This is a genomic window from Vibrio sp. 10N.247.311.51, assembly GCF_041467855.1.
In the GTDB taxonomy this organism is placed as follows: Bacteria; Pseudomonadota; Gammaproteobacteria; order Enterobacterales; family Vibrionaceae; genus Vibrio; species Vibrio coralliirubri.
The window spans coordinates 106,542-126,454 of sequence record NZ_JBFSVK010000006.1 but is presented as its reverse complement, the minus strand read 5'-3'; the positions used below and the strand labels follow the sequence as shown (position 1 = coordinate 126,454).

At 45.0% G+C, this 19,913-nt stretch carries 14 protein-coding genes; 4 read left to right on the top strand and 10 right to left on the bottom strand.

From position 1 onward, the window contains the following. Positions 1 to 208: 208 nt before the first annotated feature. The 5 genes from AB6E85_RS07800 to AB6E85_RS07780 form a co-directional block, all read right to left on the bottom strand. On the bottom strand, positions 209 to 2,026 hold the full coding sequence (locus tag AB6E85_RS07800) for a bifunctional molybdopterin-guanine dinucleotide biosynthesis adaptor protein MobB/molybdopterin molybdotransferase MoeA (protein ID WP_372142116.1): 1,818 nt from the start codon (positions 2,024 to 2,026) through the stop codon (positions 209 to 211). Then, entirely contained in the window at positions 2,026 to 2,610 is a 585-nt protein-coding gene (gene mobA, locus AB6E85_RS07795) for a molybdenum cofactor guanylyltransferase MobA (RefSeq protein WP_017067176.1), read from the bottom strand. Before mobA ends, AB6E85_RS07800 begins: the two co-directional genes overlap by 1 nt. Then, positions 2,588 to 3,307 carry an energy-coupling factor ABC transporter ATP-binding protein gene (locus AB6E85_RS07790; RefSeq protein WP_050621333.1) on the bottom strand — a complete coding sequence of 240 codons (720 nt, stop codon included), beginning with the start codon at positions 3,305 to 3,307 and terminating at the stop codon, positions 2,588 to 2,590. Before AB6E85_RS07790 ends, mobA begins: the two co-directional genes overlap by 23 nt. A gap of 10 nt (positions 3,308 to 3,317) precedes the next feature. Further along, positions 3,318 to 4,016: an ABC transporter permease gene (locus AB6E85_RS07785; protein WP_017067174.1), complete on the bottom strand. Its 699-nt coding sequence runs from the start codon at positions 4,014 to 4,016 to the stop codon at positions 3,318 to 3,320. 340 nt (positions 4,017 to 4,356) lie between these two features. Then, positions 4,357 to 5,163, bottom strand: a complete 807-nt coding sequence (locus AB6E85_RS07780; RefSeq protein WP_017059611.1) for a substrate-binding domain-containing protein — start codon at positions 5,161 to 5,163, stop codon at positions 4,357 to 4,359. Positions 5,164 to 5,466: 303 nt separating this feature from the next. Here AB6E85_RS07780 and AB6E85_RS07775 point away from each other — a divergent pair, with 303 nt between their 5' ends. From AB6E85_RS07775 to AB6E85_RS07765, 3 genes are all read left to right on the top strand, one after another. Then, a complete protein-coding gene (locus AB6E85_RS07775; RefSeq protein ID WP_048612064.1) occupies positions 5,467 to 6,930 on the top strand; it encodes a sigma-54 dependent transcriptional regulator in 1,464 nt (487 codons plus the stop codon). Continuing rightward, positions 6,920 to 8,947 (top strand): cache domain-containing protein, encoded by a 2,028-nt coding sequence (locus tag AB6E85_RS07770; RefSeq protein WP_050621331.1) that lies wholly within the window; start codon positions 6,920 to 6,922, stop codon positions 8,945 to 8,947. Before AB6E85_RS07775 ends, AB6E85_RS07770 begins: the two co-directional genes overlap by 11 nt. Before the next feature lie 273 nt (positions 8,948 to 9,220). Beyond that, entirely contained in the window at positions 9,221 to 10,840 is a 1,620-nt protein-coding gene (locus AB6E85_RS07765) for a methyl-accepting chemotaxis protein (RefSeq protein WP_372142114.1), read from the top strand. A 132-nt stretch (positions 10,841 to 10,972) separates the two neighbouring features. Here the strand turns inward: AB6E85_RS07765 and AB6E85_RS07760 are convergent, their stop codons facing one another. Both AB6E85_RS07760 and AB6E85_RS07755 read right to left on the bottom strand, forming a co-directional pair. Further along, complete coding sequence (locus AB6E85_RS07760) at positions 10,973 to 11,860, bottom strand: mechanosensitive ion channel family protein (RefSeq protein WP_048612067.1); 888 nt, start codon at positions 11,858 to 11,860, stop codon at positions 10,973 to 10,975. A 1-nt stretch (position 11,861) separates the two neighbouring features. Beyond that, on the bottom strand, positions 11,862 to 14,207 hold the full coding sequence (locus AB6E85_RS07755; RefSeq protein WP_372142113.1) for an ATP-binding protein: 2,346 nt from the start codon (positions 14,205 to 14,207) through the stop codon (positions 11,862 to 11,864). Positions 14,208 to 14,658: 451 nt separating this feature from the next. Between AB6E85_RS07755 and AB6E85_RS07750 the strand changes: the two genes are divergently transcribed. Continuing rightward, on the top strand, positions 14,659 to 16,242 hold the full coding sequence (locus AB6E85_RS07750; protein ID WP_009846736.1) for an ABC-F family ATPase: 1,584 nt from the start codon (positions 14,659 to 14,661) through the stop codon (positions 16,240 to 16,242). Between the two features lie 140 nt (positions 16,243 to 16,382). Here the strand turns inward: AB6E85_RS07750 and AB6E85_RS07745 are convergent, their stop codons facing one another. From AB6E85_RS07745 to cydB, 3 genes are all read right to left on the bottom strand, one after another. Continuing rightward, positions 16,383 to 18,272 (bottom strand): methyl-accepting chemotaxis protein, encoded by a 1,890-nt coding sequence (locus tag AB6E85_RS07745; RefSeq protein ID WP_372142112.1) that lies wholly within the window; start codon positions 18,270 to 18,272, stop codon positions 16,383 to 16,385. Between the two features lie 361 nt (positions 18,273 to 18,633). Continuing rightward, positions 18,634 to 18,747, bottom strand: a complete 114-nt coding sequence (gene cydX, locus AB6E85_RS07740; protein WP_004733754.1) for a cytochrome bd-I oxidase subunit CydX — start codon at positions 18,745 to 18,747, stop codon at positions 18,634 to 18,636. A gap of 26 nt (positions 18,748 to 18,773) precedes the next feature. Continuing rightward, positions 18,774 to 19,910, bottom strand: coding sequence for a cytochrome d ubiquinol oxidase subunit II (gene cydB, locus AB6E85_RS07735; protein ID WP_050052530.1), 1,137 nt, complete (start codon positions 19,908 to 19,910; stop codon positions 18,774 to 18,776). Positions 19,911 to 19,913: the final 3 nt, after the last annotated feature.

Genomic DNA, 19,913 nt, shown 5'->3' with positions numbered 1-19,913 from the left:
TAAGAAATCTTAAGATTATCGTTCTAAACGTTTAGCGTAATTTAAGCTATTTGTCTTTTAGGAAACGAACAGGTTGTTTTTCTCGAAACGAAAAGAACAAAAAGCCCCTAACATCAAAAAATCTATATAGGGGCTTCGTTTGTGTTTTGGCGAAGATCTTCCAAATCAATTAAAAAGCTTCTAAGTCAATTTAGGTGTTTGTTTTGAGTTAAATGCGACCTTGCAGAGGAATGATCGTCACTGTCTCGCCAACTTTCACGGTATCAACCGCAGGTGAGATTTCGATTAAGCAGTTCGCTTCGCTCATTGAACGCAGAATACCTGAACCTTGCTTGCCCGTTGTTTTCACTTCAAGCACGCCAGATTCATTCATCGAGAACACACCACGGCTAAATTCAGTACGGCCTTGGCGTGAGCGCAGTTGTTCAGTTGCTACAGCATTTGCTTTCACTGGCGTCCAGTTCGTTTGACCTTGAAGCTTGCGGATCGCAGGCTCAACAAAGTTAATAAACGACACCATCACAGCAACAGGGTTACCCGGCAAACCAAAGAACGGTTTGTCTTCAATTTTACCGTAAGCCAGTGGGCGACCTGGACGCATGTTGATACGCCAGAAGTTGATTTCACCCAGCTTATCCAACGCAAGCTTGATGTAATCAGCATCACCAACAGACACACCACCAGAAGTCAGCACCATATCGGTTTCAAGCGACGCAGAGTGCAGTACATCCATCATCTTTTGTTCGTCATCTTCGATGATACCGTAATCGACGATGTCACAACCAAGCTTTTGAAGCATGCCGATAATAGTGAAACGGTTTGAATCGTAGATAGAGTTTGGTTTTTGCTCGCTACCCGGCGCTTGAACTTCATCACCCGTAGAGAACACACCCACTTTCACTTTACGCAGAACAGGGCAGGTACCAAAACCTAACGACGCCATCATGCCCATTTCTGGCGCTTCGATGCGTGTGCCACGTGTAAAGACAGGTTGGCCGATTTCTAAATCTTCACCTGCCATACGGACATTTTGTCCAACTGAGATTTTAGCATCAGGAAAGCTAACCTTATCGCCATCTTGAACGGCTTGTTCGCGCATCACGACGACATCAACGCCTTCTGGCATTGGTGCGCCGGTCATGATCTTAACCGCTTCACCTTGTTGAACGATTTGCTCGTAGCTGTGACCCGCCATGACTTCAGCAACGATGTTGTAGCTGTCCAATTCTAGATCTTCACTACGAATCGCATAACCGTCCATTGCAGAGTTGGTATTCTGAGGAACGTTGATTGGTGAAATCACATCTTCAGCCAGCACGCGGCCGTAGCCTTGCAGTAATTCAACACTTTCTGTGAGATCAAGCGCGTCAATGCTATCAACAATCTTTTGCTGACCTTGAGTAACGGTTAAACCTGCAGGAGAGAACGAATCACAACAAACAGCTGGCGCTGCGTCTTTTGAAGATGAGCATGACACGGCTTTGCCTGTTGTAGAGGCAAGGTCAAAGGACTGCGCGTAATCGATGATGAAATCACGAATCGCTTCTAAGTCGCTGATCGCCATTTGTGGCAGCTCTGATTCAACTTGGCTGTCTGCCGCGATAGCAATAATGTTGTTATCGTTCGGGTATAACCAAGGTTTACCCACTTCATCTCTGTGCAATTCAATTTTAGGGAAAGCGATGTTCTTACAGCCTTCAACCAAAATTAGATCAAGCGTTTTGGTATCAAAGCGAGTTAGCAGGTAATCAAAATCTGCTTCGGCTTCTGGTGTTTCTGTCATCATCACGTGACGATTACGAGAAGCAATCAACATTTGGTTCGCGCCCGCTTTACGTAAGCGGTAACTGTCTTTACCCGGCTTATCGACATCAAAATCGTGGTGAGCATGTTTTAACACGCCAACTTTTAAACCCGCATCAGTCAACAGAGGAAGTAGAGCTTCAAGTACGGTTGTTTTGCCTGTACCGCTATAAGCAGCAAAGCCCAATAAAGGAAGGTTAGGGCGTTGTTTAGAATCTTTCATTATTGAAGCGTTCCGAATTGGGTGAGTTCTTCTGGTGTGTTGAGATTAACAAAGCAGTTAGGAGAATCGCTAAAATCAACGTATTCGGTGACACACTCTTTGTATAGCAAGATGATTTTACGATCACCACGTTCCAAAAACGCTTCTAACTTTGGCAGAACACGCTTGTGGAATAGGGTGAATACAGGTTGCTTAAATTCGCCATCATGCGCGACAAGAATGTCGCTGTCTTCTTTAACTGCAGAACAAAAACGCTCAACAAGGTCGTCACTGATTTGCGGGCTGTCGCAAGGGACAAAGCCAACCCAGTCTGTGTTCGCGTTTTTAAGACCAGCATGAATGCCACCCAATGGACCTGGGTAGTCAGGGAAAGAATCGGAAACAACCGGAGCAAATGCTTGGTAACTGTCTAAGTTACGATTGGCATTGATAGTGATGCTGACGTCTTGCTGTGACAGCTTGTTTATAACGTATTGAATAAGCGGAGAACCGTTGAGCTCAACGAGTCCTTTATCTTTTCCGCCCATACGGCTGGCCTGTCCGCCAGCCAAAATAACCCAACTAGTTTGCGTTGGAAGCAGCATAAATATTCTCTTGTGCTTTATCTTTCTTAATAACTTGAAGAAGCGGGGATTCGGTCAAAGTATTGTCTTTGATCCACCACTGCTTCTTACATAAATCGGTTAACGCGTTAGTTTGGTGACTGGTGATGACTAAACTCGCGCCTCTCTGAAGAAGATCTTCGGCCATAATCACCAATCTTTCAATAGATTCTTTGTCTAAAGAAGCACTTGGTTCATCCATAAGCAAGATTGAAGGCTTAAGAATCCAAGCTCGAGCCATTGCTACGCGTTGACGCTCACCGCCAGACAACACAGAAATGTGCTCATCTGCCAGGGTTTCTAAACCTACCATTCTCAATGCATTAATTATTTGAGCTCGCTTATCTTTTTGGCTCTCTTTGTTAAAGCGAATGCCATAAGCGACATTTTGGTACACCGAGCCATCAAAAAGATAGGGGGTTTGATGCAGGTAGATGATGTCTTTGAACTTGAGCCGTGGGAATAACTTCTGCTGCCAGCTCTGTGTTGGAGACTGAATACGGCCTGAGCTCGGCTGAATTAATCCAGACAATATTTTAAGTAGGGTCGTTTTACCAACACCATTGTCTCCTTTGAGATAAATGGCATCGTTGGGGCCGATCGACAATTCGGGAATGTGGAACAAAACACGCTCTTTGTAGCGCATTGAAATTTGCTGCGTTGTTATTTTTATACTCATGACAGCGTTCCTAAGTTCTTAAATAGCCTTTTCCTCTCACACTGGAAAGGAAAAAGTTAAGGGCTAATGCCAATGCTAATAACACCATACCGAGGGCGACACCTTGAGCAAATGCGCCTTTGTGGCTTTCCATGGCAATAGCTGTTGGGATATTTCTTGTCATTCCCATAATGTTGCCACCAACCATCATTGAACAACCTACCTCTGTCACGATACGAGAGAAGGCAGCAATGGTTGCAGCCAACAGAGGAAAACGCGTTTCCCAAATCAAGGTACACGCCACGCGAGTGGTTGATACGCCAAGTGTGCGCGCTGTTTCTACCGCTCGGCGGTCACTGGCCTGCAGAGCACCGTGCATCATCGCAACTAGGATAGGGAAACAGATCACCATCTGACCTAGAATCATCGCCTTTTGGGTGAACAGCAATTGCCAATCACCTAACGGGCCAGAGCGAGAGAGCATCATGTACATCAACAAACCGATAACCACGGTAGGGATCGCTTGCAGGGTGTTGATCACTGAAAGCAGAGCCCATTTCCCGGGGAACTCGGTGTAAGCCAATAAGAAAGCCATAAGGATTGCAGGAACAATCACCAATGAGATGGCGGACAAAGATACGCTGAAGGATACCGCGACGATTTTCCACAATTCGTGGTCAAAACTCACAAGTAGATTCATTGCATCAATCGTTGTTTGCCATAGGGTCATGAAGTATCTCGTGTAAATCGATAATAGGTTTTATCGGTAATGACTGATGTTAATCATAGCTGACCCAAACTATTTGAGTGTGTATTGGTCGGCTATTGCTCTTAAGCATCGTTGTGTTTCTAAGCATGAATGTGTTTCTAAGCATGAATGTGTTGTTAAGCGTGAACGTTATTAAAGTGAGACAGCTTTATAGCGAGTTGCTGTAAAAACAAGATAGTTTTTAAGGCGACATTGCTTAGGTGCTTCCTTAACTGCTTAGTTAAGCGTAGCGCTAATTGATTCGGGTTGAACCCTTAGCGCTACTTTTACTTACAGAAAACGACTATTCACTTACAACAAACTATTCTGCGCTTGCAACAAACAGTTGTTTGCCATGCAGTTTAAAGTCGTTAATCAGTTTCTGACCTTTAGGGTTAACCAACCAATCACTGAATACTTTCGCTGCTTGGTAGTTAATGCTTGGGTAGCGCTCAGGGTTAACGAGAATCACTTGGTAAGGGTTGAATAGATTCTTGTCACCTTGGAAAAGGATTTTTAGATCCAGTTTATTTTGGTAAGCCAACCAAGTACCACGGTCTGTCATGGTGTAACCTTGCATCTCTGACGCCATGTTCAGAGTAGGGCCCATGCCTTGACCAACACTGCGGTAGCCACCAAAGTTTGGTTCGATTTTAGTTTGCGCCCAAATACCCATCTCTTTCTTATGAGTACCAGAGTCGTCACCGCGAGACACAAATGTCACGTTATTAGTCGCGATCGCTTTGAACACATCTGCCACTGCTTTTTGAGATTCAATTTTTGCAGGGTCGCTTTGTGGGCCAACGATGACAAAGTCGTTGTACATCAGCTTGCGAGGTAAAACGCCGTAACCTTTTTCTACGAAATTCGCTTCAGCCTTTGGCGCGTGAGTCATCACCAAATCAACGTCACCATTTTCACCCATGCGAAGTGATTTACCCGTACCAGCGGCAAGAACATCAACCTTGATACCAGAATCTTTTTCGAACTCAGGCAATAAGTAGTCCAGTAGACCAGAGTGATAAGTACTTGTGGTTGTCGCCAACTTAATATGAGTGGTGTCTTCCGCGCTGCTAGCCGTGTAACTGACGATAGATAGAGCTGCAATAGTTAGGGGAATTGCTTTCATTATTATTATGTCCATTCTGTTATAAATGAATGACATGCCTTCAGTTTTAAAGGGCTCAAAGAAGGGCATGTGCATAAGACGCTAATTGTTGTAATTAGAAATCTACACCTTATAAGCAATCTTAATGCCAACAAATCATGCATCAGATTTCATTAAATTGCTGTTATTTCGGACAAAATTGCGTCATTTACCCCGTTAAAATGAATCAAAACATGAGCTAGGACAAAATGTCGCACATTGTCCCTGTTGGACAAAAGGTTAATTGGTACACTCTGTCCCAACTTTTCTCACCGGCTAATCATTATGTCTTTACCTAGTTCATCTGCATCCAATCTCAACCCGAACACATTGACTCAGTATCAGGCGTTTTCCGTTTTGGTGGTCGATGATGAATTGGGTATGCAGGCTATCTTAAAGAAAGCACTGGGTAAGTTCTTTGGCAAGGTGTCGAGCGCAGGGTCGGTTGAAGAGGCAGAAACGCTGCGTTCGAGCGAACATTTTGATCTGATTGTCCTTGATATCAACCTACCAGGCCGTTCTGGTATTGAGTGGGAAGAGGCCTTTAACGACACCGACAAACGCGCCGATGTGATTTTTATGACGGGTTATGCCGATCTAGAGATGACCATATCTGCGCTTAAGCTTGGTGCTTCAGATTTTATTCTTAAGCCGTTCAACCTCGAACAGATGATACAAGCGGTTCTGCGTTGTATGGATAAGCGACTCGACCAAAGAATGCAGTACGCGTTGAAGCGTGATGTTAGTCGTCATATCAAGACCGAATTGATCGGGAATTCAGACAAGACCAAACAGCTTAAATTGCTGATCAGTCAATTTGCACCGTCTCGAGCTTCCGTTCTGATAGAAGGTGAGTCGGGGACAGGTAAAGAGCTGGTTGCTCGTGGTGTACATGAAGCCAGTAAACGCACAGGTCCATTTGTGCCAATCAACTGTGGCGCGATTGCTCCAGAACTTCTAGAAAGTGAACTGTTTGGACATACCTCGGGCGCATTTACTGGTGCGAAGAAAAACCGTGAAGGTCTTTTCCGAGTCGCAAGTGGTGGCACCTTGTTCCTTGATGAGATCGGTGAAATGCCACTGCCAATGCAAGCTGCGTTATTACGCGTGTTAGAGCAAAGAACCATTCGTCCAGTCGGTAGCGAGAAGGAAATTTCCGTTGACGTACGAGTAGTGGCGGCGACCAACCGAAATCTTCAAGAAGAGGTCGATAAAGGGCACTTCCGCCGTGATCTGTTCTACCGACTCAATGTACTTAAGATTGATGTGGTGCCATTGAGAGAGCGCCCGTCAGATCTGATTGAACTTGTTCCATACTTTACTCGTCTTTTATCGAGCGAGCTTGGCATGCCTGTTCCAAATTGGGCACATGAAGATATCTTGGCGATGAACGAATACGAATGGCCGGGAAATATTCGTGAGCTTAAAAACTTAGTCGAACGATGCATTCTTTTAGACAAGCCACCAGCACACTATTGGCGCGAGATTAATGGCGACCCTGTTCCTGCTAGCATTTCAGTGACGGTGTCACATGGTGCAGAAATGCCAAACTTGAATAATGCAGACGCTGCCGAGGGTTATCCAAACACTTGGACACTCAAAGAAGTGGAAAAATCTCACATAGAACAGCTTGTTAGTTTCCATGATGGTAATAAATCGGCAGCTGCGAGAGATCTTGGCGTGGCACGTAAAACGCTAGAGCGTAAGTACAAAGATTGGAACACAGAAGGCTCTGAATATGCCGATTAGACGTCGTTGGTGGTCAAAGTGGGCGTTCCGATTCAAAACCATGGTTCGTTACCGCCTATTATTTCTAACATCTGCACCGATCATTCTTACCTTGTGTGCACTTGTGGCTATCACACTGTATTGGTCAATACATTACACGTGGCAGGGCGCTCTGATTGATGTTGATGAACGCTTGGATGTTGCCGATAACAGTATTCACCTGATCCAAAATCAGCAAGCATACAACGTTCGTGCGTTTGCCGAGTCTTATAACTTTCGAACCAAACTCGCGAGTGATCTTTCACACGAAGAGCTAACTCGCTGGGTGTCTGAGAACAAATCTCGCTATGAGCTCGATTTTCTGCGTTGGCGCAGTGTCGAGAGTATGGAGAAGAAACTCGAGTATCTAAACTTAACTCACAAGTCTTCTTTTTTCAGTGTCTTAAGCCGTAATGAACTCAATTATCTCGATCGTGACCTCGCTAAAAAAGCGGAAGTTCCGATGCTCAATGGGCAAGAAGTTGAGACTCGCGGATTGGTAAGCCGAACCGTTGTATCCATCAAAGATGAACATGATCATGTGATTGGTTTTCTGGATGGTGGGATCTTACTGAATAACAGTACTCAACTTGTTGACCAAATCAGCAACCTTATCTATCCCCAACGAGAAGGGTTTAATCGTCATATAGGGACGGTCACGGTTTTCCTTGATGATCTTCGTGTCAGCACAAACGTGCCTTTGAGCAGTGAAGACAGTGTAGGGCGCGCCATTGGTACGCGTGTTTCTCATGAGGTTCACTCAAAAGTCTTAAATGAAGGTAAAGAGTGGCTAGATCGAGCGTATGTTTACGATGCTTGGTACATCACGGCTTACCAACCAATCCATGACCAGTTCAATAATGTGATTGGCATGCTTTACACCGGTTATTTGATTTGGCCGCTGATAGAAACCTACTTGACCAACCTTGGCGAAATCAGCATTACCATTGTGTTGCTGCTGTTGGCATCCGGTTTGATCGTTCACCGTGGCGCGCGTGATCTTTTCAACCCAATTGAACGCATCCATAAGGTCGTCAAGCTAGTACAGATGGGCCAAGACAAGCGAATTGGTACGTTAGGTTTGGATGATCAACACGAACTAACGTTACTCGCTAAACAGTTCGACAAGATGTTGGATCTACTGCACGAGCGTAATCAAGAGATTCAACAAGCGGCGTCTGAACTTGAGTGCAAAGTGCATTCTCGTACTGCGAGTTTGAAAGAGAAAACCGAAGAGCTCGAACTGCACATCAAACTGCTCAATCAAGCCAGAGACAAGCTGGTGGTCAATGAAAAACTGGCCGCGTTAGGTGAATTAACGGCGGGTATTGCTCATGAGATCAATAACCCAACCGCCGTGATTCTTGGCAACGTTGAATTGATGAAGTTTGAACTGGGCGATGAAGTGAGCCGTGTAGACGAGGAAGTTCACGCGATCATGGAGCAGATTGACCGAATTCGAAATATTACACGAAGCCTGCTTCAATACAGCCGTCACGGTGGCGTACAAGACGAAATTACGTGGCAACATATCAACCCAATAGTGGATGAAAGTATTACGCTCGTAAAAACAGGCGCGAAGAAGAAAGGCATTGTGTACGTATCACAGCTGAACGCTAAAACTTCAGTCGAAGTGAACCGAAACCAATTACTGCAGATTTTGGTTAACCTACAAATGAACGCGATTCATGCAATGGACGGTCAGGGCACGTTAACCATTTCGAGTGAAGACTGGGTTGAAAATGGTGTGTCCCATGGCGCTATCGTTCATGTTCAAGATGAAGGCTGCGGTATTAAGGAAGAACAACTGAAACGCATTTTCTCGCCTTTCTATACCACTAAACGTGATGGTACGGGGTTAGGGTTGTCAGTCTCTCAAAGTATCTTGAGCCAAACTGGCGGCGAGATCCGAGTTGAATCGGAGGTAGGTAAGGGAAGTTGCTTTAGTATCTATCTTCAACAGAAAGCGACACCTCAATTGCTAGTATCAAACCTATAAGTTCTAAGAACTCATTCACTGATATTATCATCTGATAATATTTCTAACGCGCTTGGGCTATTACACGTACGTTTTAGCCCAAGCACGAAAATTCCGCACTACTAATCTATCGCAAACCAAATCTCAACCTCTGCCTGTTTGACGAGCACCTCTTTTTGGTTATGTAACACAGTGTATATCTTTTGATCTTGATGCATATCATCTGAACTGTACGAAATTTTGATACCTTGGCCGAAAATCCATAATCAAAACAAATAATAAAGTCAGTCAGCTATGAAATTAAGCAACTTATCTATCAAATCAAAACTCGTCTCCATCGTCATTTTATCGGTTGTTCTATTGGTAATGGCGTCCACTTTTAATCTAATGCAGCAGCGTGCTAGTTCCATGCAAGAGCGTCAAGATAAGCTCAGTGCTCAAGTCGAAACTGCAGTCAGCTTAGCGAGCTACTATTACAACCAACGTAATGTGCTCGGTGAAGAGGTCGCAAAGAAACAAGCACTTCAAGCGATCGAAACCCTTCGTTATGACACCACCAATTACTTCTGGATCTTAAACCAGCAACTCAACGTTGTTATCCATCCATTAAAGCCTGAACTCAATGGCAAAAACGCGGGTAACTTTAAAGATGGTGCGGGGAAATACCACTGGCGTGAGATGGTCACCATTTCCCGTACTCCAGAAGAGAAAGGCTTTCTTGATTACCAATGGATGAGCCCGCAAGGTGAACTCAAAGACAAGATCTCCTACGTACAGCTGTTCCCTGAGTGGAATTGGATCGTTGGCTCGGGAATCCTAGTTTCGGACATTCAAGACGCGTTCTATGCATTGGCGCTCAAAGAGGGGTTGGTCGCGGTCGTATTGTCAGGCTTATTGTTTGCGATGGGCTACGCGATTTCAAATAACATCCTAGTGCCGCTTAACAAGCTTATCGACAACACTCACAAAATTGCCGATGGCGATCTTCGTGTACGCATGAATATGACACGCAAAGATGAACTGGGCGATATGAGCCAACAAATTGATACCATGCTCGACAAACTGCAAAGTACGCTTCGCACAGCCAATGAATCGGCGGATTTATCCAGCAACATGGCGAGCCACATTGCTCAAGCCAGTGAAGAAGCAGCAACCAGTGTTAACTCACAACATGCACAGCTTGAATTGCTATCGACTGCAATGACAGAGATGAGCGCGACCATTTCTGATGTCGCTGTGAATGCCGAAAATACCGCGGCTAGCACCAATAAGGTTGTCGGCCACGCAAACCAAAACGACCAAAACATGCAGGTAACGTCTGAGACTATATCTCAGGTTTCGGAGAACATTTCGACCGCGAACAACTTAGTCGGAGATCTGCAATCAGGCGTGACTGAAATAAGCCAAGTCGTTGGTGTGATTCGTGATGTATCAGAACAAACGAACTTATTAGCGCTCAACGCAGCAATAGAAGCGGCACGTGCAGGAGAGCAAGGTAGAGGATTCGCAGTTGTTGCTGATGAAGTCCGTAACCTTGCTAGCCGCACTCAGAATTCAACTAACGAAGTGCAATCCACGATTGAGAAGCTGACTCAACAAGCAGAGCGCACCTTCAAGGCAATGCAAAGCAGCAACGAGAAAGTTGATCACAGCGTTATCGCGTCTAACGAAACTCGTCAACAACTCGATGTGATTGTGAATGAACTGCATAACGCTAACGACATGGTCGCGCAGATCGCCGCAGCCTCAGAGCAACAAAGCACGGTAGCCACCGAAATGAGTGAAAGTGTCACTGGGATTCATCTCGCTGCAAATGAAGTACTGCAGGCCTCACAATCGCTCGCAGAAGACAGTCAGAAAATGGCGAACACTACAGAACACCTTACTGAGCAATTGAAATACTTTAAGGTTTAGCCTCAACACGAACTTGGTTGAAGATAAAAAGCTCATAAAAAACACCTCCGCACTTGAGATAAGTTCGGAGGTGTTTTCGTTTGTCGCTGACTAGGAGATTAATTCACTCTCCGAGCTTTAGACCAAATGCGATTAATGCGCTGCCACTGAAATTTTCGGTGGGTTGATGTTGTGCTTCTTAAACTCTTTCATCACACGCAAAGTAATGTCGGTTTCAAACAGCTTCTCATACGCAGTATCCACAACATAAGCCTTACAAGTTAGCTGTATTGCTAGGTAGTTATCGGTAATCGTCTGTTTAACTAAAACCGTTACAGGCTTCGGCAAGTGAATGTAACGACTTGAAGACGCCGCTTCTTGAATCAGGTCGCGGGCTAGGGTGATGTCTTCATCCATACCGACGTAAAACGGAATCACCACCTGCATGTCCAATGCGCCATAGTTACCACTGGTGGTCACTTCATTTAAGAACTTGTTGTTCGGAATGGTAATAATGTCATCATTCAGGGTTCTCATGCGTACCGAACGCAAACCGATGGTAATAATATCGCCGTAGTTGCCTTCGAACGTGACACGGTCACCAACTTGAAAGGGTCTATCAATCATCACAGTGATACCCGCGATGAATGAAGCTGCCAAGTCTTTAAGTGCAAAGCCGACCGACACGGCGAGGGTACCACCAATCAAAGCCAGTATTTGGTCGTTGATTCTAAAGCTCATCATGAACACGATAAGACCGGTGCTCACGTAGATAAAGAACTGAGTAAACGACTGCAGTTTCTGTAGCAGCATTCGATATTGCACGAATTGGCTACCAAAACTGGTCACCATTGAGTTGATAAACTTAAGCAGCAACCACATTGCAGCGATAACGATCATGGAGAAGAACACGCCGCTCCATCGCACTAGGCTCGCTATCTTTGAGATGTTTTCTACATTTGCTAACTCTTCCGTCGCAAAAGTCGGGAAACTGACAGCACTTGCCAAGCCAACAAATAGTAGGATAAATAACTTCTTCATTTTACTTCACCAGTAGATGTTGACGGTCGAGGACGTTAGTAATGTGGCGGAACCAGTGCTCGGAAATTCGAGCCTTTTCTTCATGCCAACCAATATAACCACGGCTTTCAAAGTAACGCAGAATGCCCGTTATCTCAGCCGTACTTAGCTGCGTACAATCAGACAAGACTTCCGGAGACGCGATTTCCAATTGCACGATAGAGCGAAGCACAGCCAACATAGGTTTTGGCATGTTTTCCAGCTCTTGTGCTTCAGGAACATGGAACAAGCGCACCACGGCTTGATCGGTATCTTTGTTTCGATTCAAAGAAAGTCGGAAGAAGCGCAGAGCAACGGTAGGGTTACCATCAGAGTAATGCCACAAGATTCGGTAGAAACCTTGGCGTGCGCGGTCTTCCTCGCTCATGTCATCTTGGTCCCACTGTTTAGGCACCACCAAACCATCAAACGACAGCGGCTTCTCAAGCTCTGTATTGATACGGCTATTCAGAAGCTCACCGACCTGTTTCTCTGTCCAACGTGGTAGAAAACACACCAAATCAAACAGCAGACGTTCACCACGCGCACGATCGACAAATCGCCAGCTCGATTTAGCAATCGAAATCACGATACGGTGGTTCTTTTTAGAACGGCGCAGTAGGTTGGTTAAACGAATCAAATCAGACAGGCCGCCAACCATTGGCTTAACTAGACGTTGTGCATTGTCGATCGCAATCAAGTACGTGGTCTTGCTTTTACGAAGGTGCGCCAAGATCTGAATCTCAGTCGCTTTCTCTTCCAAGCCGATGCTCACAGCTAGATGCGCTAACAGCTCTTGATAACCTGCGTAAGGGCAACTTACGTAGACAGGTTCAGCGTTAGAGACTTTGTGCAATAGGGTATAAAGCAGCGTTGTTGCGCCCACACCACGTTCACCTGAAACAATACAGATAGCAGGGCTGTCTGACATCAGGTAGCGAGACAGTTGCTTAACCTCATCACCGGCGTAATCAATTAGAGTGCTGTCGATATTACCCGGCAGGATGTACTCATAGGTTTGATCGCCTTTGATTCGAACCAAGTTTTGTTGGTTTTTATCAAGGTCAGACTGCTTAGCCACTTCGATTCTAAATAGATAAGCCAAAGCTTGGCTAAACAGCGTGTAATTAGATAGCAAGGCCATGATGCGGTGTTGGAAGCTGTACACGCTCAACCATACGATGCCAATTGCCGTCGCTAATATATTGAGTAGGAAGGTTTCCTTACGGTTTACTGCCCAGTTCACCCATACCGGACGATCGGAGATATGTTGCAGCGTATCAAAGACTTTCACGCGCCATAATCTAAGCACTGAAATGGTAACCAGTACAAACCAGAAAAATAGGGCGCTGTAGATCCAGCTATAGATAGTACCTTTGCCTAGCGTGATGCTCGATATCTGAAGGGTCACACCCGCAACAATGAAGCTCCATACATAACGGCGAATAGTCGATAGGCGCAGCGCAATCACTTCTTGATTGGATGTGCGACCCAAACGATACGCAAATTCCAAAATAAAGCTGATGGCAATCGAACCACCTAGAATCCACCAGGTGAAGATCTCAAGGAAAATCAGGTGTTGTAGGCTAGGGATGCTGGAGAGCACTCTTAGAGAAAGCGTAATCGCGATTAACCAAGCAATCGCACGATCAGCGCGGCTGATATACCAGATCACACGTACTAAGAAAGGAGGGTTCGTTTTCGCTTCAAGAAAATTAATTCTGAACAACTCAATCAAGCGAGTGCTGTTGGCAAGCCACCACGCTAAACCAAAATAGATGAACAACACTTTTAACGATGCACCAATCACAGGTACTGGCGAAATAAAGATGTCTTTAACGAGCGCTTTAAAGCTACGAATCTGGAAGTAAACAAGATACTCAATGTTGAGCTTGGTTAATTCCCACTCTTGTTTAAATTGAGTTACGCCGTAAGGACCAAAACCGGTTAGACGCTCTTTATTAGCGGAGTTCGTCTGCTCTAACAGGTGTTGCTTGCTTACATTCAAGCTATTCAAAGTGACGTAGCTGGTTTGAACGGCAAACCATTGTTCGGCGTCATTGTTCGCTCTGTAGGCTTTTATCTGTTGCTCGAAGGTTTTGATTTCCTGTTTTTGAACTTGTAGCACTTCAGCGAGTAATATATTGACTTGGCGTCTGTCCGACGGCTCCATAAAGAGGGGGTCGGGTAACGAATCAATTCGATCATCGAGATCAACAGCGGAATCGGATACCTGCGGCTGAGATTGTAAGTCATATTCCAAGTTGGCATGACTAGGCCAAGAGAGAATGGCCAAAGTGAGGATTAAGAAGCGCGATAGTGAACGCATAAAAGTCTCTTAGAATTATGAGGTTAGGATTACTATAGTTAGATAATCTGACTTTGTGAAATCCAACCCCGTGTCGGGGGCGAGTACTTTATTCCCGTTTCGGCTGATTTTGTCATAAAATTGTCAGGGATTAGGCTAGTCTTGCCTATGTATGTTGTTGCTTTGATCGGGTTAGTTTTACTGTGACCAATCAGCATACGATATATTCAATGGTTGGCATGATTTGGGACGTTATATACCGCCCATTATGGGGCTCTGTTCGATATTTTGTTTTTCCTTAAAATCGACGGTTTTACTGCGATAAATAGAAAATCAAAAATGTGAGTCAGCTCAAACTATGATTTGGCTAGGTTATCACTCACTTAATGGCCAGTAATTGCAATCAATACTTGCAGTTAAAGCCCTGAACAAGTAACGTTGCGGCGTTTTTCACATTAAAAAGGTAATGGCATTGATCTCCACAGCAAATATCACCCAACAATTCGGCGCTAAGCCACTTTTCGAAAATATTTCAGTTAAGTTCGGCGAAGGCAACCGCTACGGTTTAATCGGCGCGAATGGCTGTGGTAAATCGACGTTCATGAAGATCCTATCTGGTGAACTAGAGCCAAGTGCTGGTAACGTAAGCTACGATCCAAACGAGCGCGTTGCTAAGCTAAACCAAGACCAATTTGCTTACGAAGAATTCACGGTAATCGACACGGTTATCATGGGTCACAAAGAGCTTTGGGCTATTAAGCAAGAGCGTGACCGCATTTACTCTTTGCCAGAAATGAGCGAAGAAGACGGCATGAAAGTGGCTGACCTTGAAGTTCAGTTCGCTGAAATGGATGGCTACATGGCAGAAGCTAAAGCGGGTGAGCTTCTTCTTGCGGTAGGTATTGAAGAATCAATGCACTTCGGTCTGATGAGCGAAGTAGCACCGGGTTGGAAACTTCGTGTTCTATTGTCTCAAGTACTGTTTGCAGACCCGCATATCATGCTTCTTGACGAACCAACGAACAACCTGGACATGGATACCATCAAGTGGTTGGAAGATACGCTAAACCAACGTAACTGCACAATGATCATCATTTCGCACGACCGTCACTTCCTAAACTCTGTTTGTACACACATGGCTGACCTTGATTACGGCGAACTTCGTCTATTCCCAGGTAACTACGATGAGTACATGACGGCTGCGACTCAAGCTCGTGAGCGTCTATTGTCTGACAACGCTAAGAAGAAAGCGCAAATTGCTGAACTTCAAACGTTCGTATCTCGTTTCTCTGCTAACGCATCGAAAGCGAAGCAAGCAACGTCTCGTGCTAAGCAGATCGATAAGATCCAACTAGATGAAGTTAAAGCGTCTAGCCGTCAAAACCCATTCATCCGTTTCGAACAATCTAAAGAGCTATTCCGTAACGCACTTGTGGTTGAAAACCTATCTCAAGGTTTTGAAGAAGACCTATACAACAAGTTCGACGGTATCTTCGAAGTAGGTGAGCGTGTTGCTATCATCGGTGAGAACGGTGTGGGTAAAACAACACTACTTAACACACTAGCTGGCGCTCTTGAGCCTCGCACTGGTGAGTACAAGTGGTCTGAAAACTCAAACATCGGTTACTACGCTCAAGATCACGCACATGATTTCGAGACAGACATGAACCTGTTTGATTGGATGAGCCAATGGCGCCAAGAAGGCGAAGACGAGCAAGTTGTTCGTGGCTTCCTAGGTCGTATGCTATTTGGTCAAGACGACATTAAGAAATCTGTAAAGGTTATCTCTGGTGGTGAGCAAGGTCGTATGCTTCTTGGTAAGATCATGATGCATAAACCAAACATCCTGCTAATGGATGAGCCAACAAACCACATGGATATGGAATCTATCGAAGCGCTTAACTTGGCTCTTGAGAACTACAAAGGCACATTGTTCTTCGTATCTCACGACCGTGTATTCGTAGACTCACTTGCAACTCGTATCCTTGAAATTAAAGATGGCAAGATCAACGATTTCCGCGGTACTTACGCTGAGTTCTTGAAAGCACGCGGCTAATACCGTGTAGCAAGAACTAATACGTAATAACACGTTAGTACGTATTCAAAATTAGAAAGGCCTCTATCTTATTAGTAAGATAGAGGCCTTTTGTTTTTCCATACCGCATAAATCAACTAACTTGCGTTAATCACTAATCACTAGTACTTGAACTGCGCGACAATCTTCTCTAGCTTCACACTCACGCTCGAGACTTGTTCACTGCAACGCACTGATCCAGAAACCACGGTATAGGTATCACTGGCAAGGTGTGCGATATCCGTAATGTTTCGGTCAATCTCAACCGACACCATTGATTGCTCTTCGGACGCTGTTGAGATCTGACTGTTTAAGTCGAACATCTCGCCAACTTGGAAGTGTATTCCTTCAATCGCATTCACCACGTCTTTGGTTTGGCTTTTCACCAGCTCAGTTTGTTCTAAGCTCGCTGTCATCTTAGCGACGGTCTTGTCTATCCCAGTGGTTAAACCATGAATCGTGGATTCTATTTGATGGGTTGAGTCGTTGGTCATTAGGGAAAGCTCTCGCACTTCCGAGGCAACCACAGCGAAACCTCGTCCATGATCACCAGCACGCGCTGCTTCAATCGCAGCATTAAGTGCCAATAGGTTAGTTTGCTCAGCAATACCTTGAATGGTCGTCACCACCTGATTGATTTCACGGCTCTGTTCTTCAAGCTGAACGATGAGATCCTGAGACTCTGCGATGTTTTCTACCAAGACATTAATGCTGTCGTTGGTTGATTGTGTCTTTTGTAGCGCTTGATGGGCATTTTCTTTGATCTTCTCGGCATTGGTTGCGGCATTTTCGATGTTCGCCGTCACCTCATTACTGGTCATCACTAACTCGTTAACTGCCGTCGCTACCGATTCAGATTGCTGCTTTTGTTTCTCTGCATTGCTCATGCTTTTAACTGCCGCTTCTTCAGAGCTGCATGAACTGTCTGTCAGCACCGTCATCACGCCGGATAGCTCTTTGATGTTACCGTGCAGTTTATCGATGAAGGTATCGAACGAGTGGGCAAGTTGAGCGAGCTCGTCGTGACCTTTGGCGTTCATTCTGACGGTTAAGTCTCCATCTCCATTTGCAATAGACTCCATCATCACGTTTATCGCTTTGATACGACCCAGGATGTTGCGACCGATGAACACCAATAACAGAGAAAGCAGAGCGACGATAGCTGCACCAAACAGATGTAACATGTTTTGTGTGTTTCTTACTGCCGCTGTAATCGCTTGGCTTATCTCATTCTGCACTTCTTCAATAGCTTGCTCCGTTTGATGAACATTGCTACGTAAGGCGCCTCTAAGCCCCAACTCTGCAGACAAACCTAGATTGCTGTTAGCAACCAACAGAGTTTCAACCGCAGCCTTATATTCGGAATAGGCTTGTTCAGTCGCAATCGAAGTTTGGGAGTAGGGTTCAAACTCAACAAGAGCCTTGGTTAACGCTGCATTCGTTTGGCTATTAATATGTGCGAGGTAATGGAAGTCTTTTTCGATCAGCTCTAACAACGCAAGTTCCAGTGCCAAACTTGATTCTGATTCGATTGCTGACTTCAGCGCTGTTCTTTTTCCATCGAGAGTTGCGACAAAGCCCAAAGGTGGGGTGGTGCGTTCAATGTCGTTCACTTGATTAACGATCTGGTGGAACTGTTTCTGATATTGATGAAGGGTATCGGAGATCTTGGTCATTTGATCGGTCAGGTGAAGCTCGTGCGAGGTTAGGGTTTGGTTCAACGTCACCAATCTTTGATTCAATGTGGCGGCGGTTTTATCGAAACGCTCTGCGTATTTTTGATCGTGGCGAGACAAGAAGTCTTTCTCATGTCGCCTAAGCGTTAATAAATCGACTGAGCTTCTGAGATTTTCGGTTGCAGCGATCTCCAATGATTCCAATTTGTCTAAGCTGAACTGCTCGTAGATGGCATAGATAAAAACAGAAATAAATAGGGTGAGGTTGATTAAAATAAACTTACTGCGAATAGAAAGAGACAGCAAACGATGCTGAGGTTCTGATGGATTGTTCATGGTTAACTCCCTTTAGCCGATGACGTTTCATGTCCATCTATGCTTAATAGTTATTAGATACATTTAAATGATGGATATGTAACTAATAGCCTATAGGGTTGTTAAAGCAAGGTCGGTTGGTGGGGAAAGCAACTTAATCGATGATATGCACCAACTTAACGATTAACTTAGTAATTTGAAGAGTCTAGTTTGCTTGATCAGATGAGGTTAAGCTCATGAGATTAGATGCGAAAAGAAAAAGTCCTCATTAACACTCATGTCGGCAATCTTGAAATCGCAGGCATCGCATTAAATGAGGACTTTCAGCTATTTTAAGTAGTTAGCTTACTATCGAGTTAACAGTTGTTAGTAACTTTACCGATCAATTTTGTTCGTTTTGTTCATCGAGAAAGTCGGTGTGCTCTAACCACAGCGCATTAATGATTCCAAACGCGCAGGCGAGTAATACGCCCAGTACCCAACATAAATACCACATAGGTTATCCTCCTATTTCATCTTTAATTAATACAGTGACGAGCTGTTATCGTGAATGTATTGGCTGTCTAGTCGACCGAACATTTTGTAGTAACACCAGATTGTGTAACCCAAAATAATTGGCACCACGATAACTGCCACAACCGAGATAATGCTCAGTGTTAACTCACTCGATGTTCCGTCCCACAGCGTTAAGCTATGCGATGGCATCAAGCTAGATGGCATGATCATTGGGAATAGGGCAACGCCCGCTGTCGTTATGATGCTTGCTATCGATAAGCTCGAAGAAGCGAAGGCCAAACCAGCGCGGTTAAGTCGAGTCATCACTGCACAGCTCAGCATTCCGATGATGCCTAATGCAGGAATTCCCCAAAGTACCGGATAGTTTTCGTAGTTGTGTAGCAGTAGGTCATCAAACTTCATGACATGTTTTAATAACGGGTTTGAAACACCATCAGTCACAACTGGGCTAGTAATCAGGTAACCCGGAAGTGTATACGCGTATATCCCACCAACAATAAACAGTCCGACAGTGACAAGCGCCATACATACGATCACTTTCTGCGCACGTTGTTTTAAATCACCCGTCGTTTTCATCTGTAGGAATGCCGCGCCTTGCGTGACAACCATCGCCAAGCTCACCAAGCCACATAGTAGTGGGAAGGGCGTGAGTAGATCCCAGAAACCACCTTGGTATGACATCATTAGCAATTCGTTAAATTCAAACGGAACACCAATCATCAAGTTACCGAAACCAACACCAAAGATAACCGGAGGAATGAAGCCACTGACGATAAGTGCAATATCACAAGCTTTCTTCCATTGTGGGTTGTCAATTTTAGCGCGGTAATCCATACCGAGCGGTCTTAACCACAAGGTCGCCAACACGATAATCATGGCTAAATAGAACCCGGAGAACGCAGCCGCGTAGATTGCAGGCCATATCGCAAAGATAGCGCCACCCGCGGTAACCAACCATACTTGGTTGCCATCCCAGTGAGGGGCAATCGAGTTAATCATGATTCGTCGATCAACTTCCGACTTCCCTAGAACAGGGAGCAACGCTGCAACGCCCATGTCGAAACCATCGGTAATGATAAAACCGATCAACAACACGCCAATAACTGCCCATGTAAACAGGCGAAGATTTTCGTAATCAAACATCTG